At 33.2% G+C, this 3,031-nt stretch carries 1 protein-coding gene; it reads right to left on the bottom strand.

The window, feature by feature from the left end:
• Window positions 1-1,683: 1,683 nt before the first annotated feature.
• The coding region (locus tag F6K22_RS37305) for a glycosyltransferase (RefSeq protein ID WP_293109813.1) at window positions 1,684-3,031 on the bottom strand (1,348 nt) is incomplete at its 5' end.

The raw sequence follows: 3,031 nt of genomic DNA, 5'->3' as shown, positions 1-3,031 counted from the left end.
TCTGACAACAGGTAACACCAAATATCAAAAGTTTTGCTATATATCTTTAGTAGTTAGGAGTCAGAATGATAAGAAGGAGTTAGGAGTCAGTAGTAAAGACACTGAGGAGTTTGAAATGGGAAGTATGTTGAGATGAAAATCTGGTATTAGTATAGACGCTTAGAGCAAAGTCAAACATAGCATTCTTTTTGATAATTGCTATAATATTATTTCCAGTTGAATACTTATCAATAAATAACAGGAAACGGACAATAGTTATAAAGAAAAGGAAGTAGAGAGAGGAGAAGGTTTTTTTGATAACTAATTATCCGGAAGTAATATTTCATAAAGTCAGAAGTAAAAATTAGTGGGAGATTGAAACTTCCCACTAATTTTAATCTGCTCAAATGAAATTTATAGCGGGGGACAGATGAAGTTAGAAGTTTGAAATGCTCAGTCAGAAGTAATTAAGAATTAGTCAGAAAATTAGTGACTCCGAAAACTGAAGCTTTAGGAAAACTTCGCGCCTCCTGATTTGCCTAATGGGGATCTTAAACCCTATTTCAACGCCGACAAAATAGAAAGTCAAATTTTCGGGCAAATTTTCTGAAAAACTTCTGAAGGATGACTTCCTATTTCTAACTTTCCTAGGGAATGCTGCGCGACATGAATGCGCAGCAAAACGAACGAAGCGATAACGCTTCGCCCAAGCAATAGTCAATAGGAAATAGGGTAAGAGAAAGATGATTAGATTTAGATAAAGCTTTTAGCAATTTTTAATTTCAACAATTTTGTAAATATACCAGCGCGCACTGCTATAACAGACAATAGAGGGAAAAATTTCAGACTATTTATCTATATTTATGTTTATGATTTTTGATAAATTATTGAGGACTACTATTTTGACTGTTATAGCAATTACCAGTAGTTAGATTTTCTATTTCTAAATATTATTTGTTAGAGTGAATGCTCACTATTTAGTAACTTCTGTTATAAATGAAGATTATTTTTTCCAGCTACCAACTAGAGCAAGACTTTTGATAATTGATATTATACCAGGCGCGATAAATGTTGGCTACAAATAGTTAGATTATTTCTTAGGAAGACCGAATCACAAAGAAGAAAATCTAAAGTTTTTTTATAGCTCTCCTCTATTTTTAGTCAAATAGCCATTAAAATAAATTCTTTTAAACACTCAAGTTTATTGCTAATATTCTTTTTTCACGATTAGTATTACTTGGTAAGCATTCAGCTCTTAGCACTCAGCTATCAGATGCATGAATGAATAATTCCTTCTCAGTAAATAAGGAGCGTACTTTGGCAGTAACTTCTAATTCTATCTTAATTTTTTAATTGCTTTTACTTCCTCCTCTCATCAATAGCTGATAGCTAATAGCTGATAGCTAATAGCTGATAGCTGAATGCTTAGATTACTTGTTCACAGATCCGGTGTTTTCTCAAAGTTGAGAGAATCTCACAACTCAAATAAAATTACTATAGTTATACCCACATTTCTCTCCCTTTGTGAAGTACATTTATCTTTTTTATTCCTATTTTGTGTTGCCTCTCTTGGTCAGCATTCCTTTGCGTCTTGAGCACCCCGTGGGGTTGCACCGCTGTTGCCTAAAACAAACGAATTTTCACCTCATTCCTAATGGGAATTGCTATAGTTAACCATCAATAAATACCTGAAAAAAATCACCATCAAATAGTAATAACCATATCTAACATTAATTGTTGCCAAACATCCGAAATTGTCAAAGCATAAGCATCAAAATCATAACCATATTGTTGATAAAGACTATTAAAGCTATCCATCCAATATTCAATAGTTTTTGTCATAGATAAAGGAGTATATTTCCCAGCTTGTCTTAAATATTTACCCATCTCAATTAAATCCCCATTTCGATGCGCCTGCCATGCTAACCAACTCAAAGTATAATAACGAGATTTTCCCTCTAATTGACGAATAGATTTTGATAAATTTGGTCTACTAAAAAAGTTATCTAAAACAGACATCATACTGGTAGCTTGTTGAGTAAATTTTCTCGTAGCATTGCGATGATGTTGACGATAACAATAAGTAACTTTTGGCAACCAAACTGCCTCACAACCATTAATAGATAAACGCAAAACTAAATCGATATCTTCTCCATGATGCCAACGAGTATCAAAACCTCCGGCACTTTTTATCCAACTTTTACGAAACATCATAGAAATAGTTACAGGTTTCCAAACTACCCAGGTTTCTAAATCTAATTCTAGAGAGTTATGCCATAATTCTATATCGGAAATTTTCTCTCCTTTTTCATTAATTAAACGCCATCCACTATGCACAATTCCCAGAGAGGGGCGACTATCAAAAATAGCTACTTGTTTTGCCAGTTTATCTCGTAGGAAAAAGTCATCAGCATCTAGGAAAGAAATAAATTCTCCCCGCGCCATTTCTAAACCTAAATTTCTGGCGTGAGAGACTCCTTTATTTTCTTGATAAACATAACGAAGTTTATCTAGATAAGGTTCTAAAACTTGGCGAGTATTATCAGTAGAGCCATCATCAATAACTATTATTTCATAAGACGTATAAGTTTGGTTAAAAATACTAGCGATCGCCTCCAAAATATAGTGACCATTATTGTAGGTGGCAATAATTACACTTACTCTCGGCACAACCGGATTAAAAATATTACTAATTAATTTTTTCCATTCTGGTAACTGACTAAAACTATAAGGATTAAATTGATTGCCTTCTTGACTATCTAACTTAGTAAATAATTCTATCCAAGTACAAATTGCTGCTGTAGGAGAGTCAGAAGTATAACTCAAAGACTTCTGCAAATAAGTAGCCATTTCTGAGAAATTACCAGCTTTATATAAACGCCAACAATTCCAAAGTAGAGACCGATATTTTATCTGGTTTTCTATTTGACGTATGGAAGTAGGCAAATTAGGTTTCTGGAAAAAGTCATCTAATAATTTTTCTAATTCATAAGTAATTTTTTCTCTATTTTTCAACCCAGAGACACTACTATTCCGCTGTCGATAACAAACA

Source organism: Okeania sp. SIO2F4 (genome assembly GCF_010672385.1).
In the GTDB taxonomy this organism is placed as follows: Bacteria; Cyanobacteriota; Cyanobacteriia; order Cyanobacteriales; family Microcoleaceae; genus Trichodesmium.
Note: the sequence above shows the minus strand (reverse complement) of the source record. Positions and strands in the feature narration are given on the sequence as shown.